The sequence below is a fragment of the Cloacibacillus sp. genome, assembly GCA_036655895.1.
In the GTDB taxonomy this organism is placed as follows: Bacteria; Synergistota; Synergistia; order Synergistales; family Synergistaceae; genus JAVVPF01.
The window spans coordinates 1-1,144 of record JAVVPF010000125.1; the positions used below are offsets into that span (position 1 = coordinate 1).

Here is a 1,144-nt window from a genome sequence, read left to right on the forward strand (position 1 = left end):
AGAAATGGCACGTCATCTTGCCGACAGATACGGCGTTGCCGTGGATGTAGCTATTCATCAGCCGAGCCGTCAGGGTGACCAGAGGAATCATCACGCCCATATGCTGATGAGCAGCCGTCGCATTACTTCCCAAGGTTTTGGTGAGAAGGCTCGTGAGCTGGACGACAGAGCGCGTGGCCCGGTAGAAGTAGAGCATATCCGCGCAGTATGGGCCGACATGGCTAACCGCGCTCTGGAGCAGGCCGGGCAGCACGTCCAGATTGACCATCGGAGTTTGACGGCTCAAGGTGTAAAGCGTCTGCCTACGCTTCATCTTGGCTCATCGGCTAGCGCGATGGAGCGACGCGGGATAAAGACACGCTTAGGGGATAGGAACAGGGCTTGTGTTGTTTCCAAAGAAGCGGTTAGGCAATGGCATGAAAAATGGATTAAACGCCAAGAGGAGATACGCCAATCAAAAGCGATAGAAAAAACGCAAATAGTTGTTGTACAGCACGAGGAAACTCGTGAGGAATTGGAAGAGCGCCTATATGGAAAGGTTGAAAAGCGGAAAGAAGTCTATATAGACTATACTGATTTTTATAAAGAAATATTTAAAAATAAAAAAAATACAGAAGAAAAAGGCCAATCTGTTAAGACAGATATAGAGTTACTTAAAGAGTATACTGAATTAGGAAAGATACGCTATACCGAAGAAGAATCATCGTTTATATCTAGCTGTAAGTATTCGCTTAGATTTTATATCAATAAACCAAGTGAAGAAGAACTGTTAATAGCTACTGAAAGGCTAAAAATAGCGAAAGAATCTTTACAAAAATTTGAAGAAAATAAAAAAGAACTAGGTTTATTTTCTAAATTATGGAATCAGACATCCTTAGAAAATGAAAAAAGTAAGTTGTCTTGTGAGCTTCGTAATGCAGAGTCTGCATATTCAAGAGAAAAAATAGCTTTTGAAAGAGCAAATAAAGACTTCAATGACATGAATACAGCATTAAATATCAAAAAAAATAGAGAACGCGAAGCCTCTGAGCGACAAGCTGTAGCGATGCAACGACCTGAGATGAAAGCTGCGCTTACTCGAAAAGAACAAGAACAGGCCAGAGAGCGGCAGCGTCAACAGGAGCAGCGGCAGGGTCAATATCTA

The 1,144-nt window shown here is 42.7% G+C and carries 1 protein-coding gene; it reads left to right on the forward strand.

Annotation, left to right across the window (positions count from 1 at the left end):
- On the forward strand, positions 1-1,144 hold a 1,144-nt coding region (locus RRY12_13265; GenBank protein ID MEG2185644.1), incomplete at both ends, for a MobA/MobL family protein.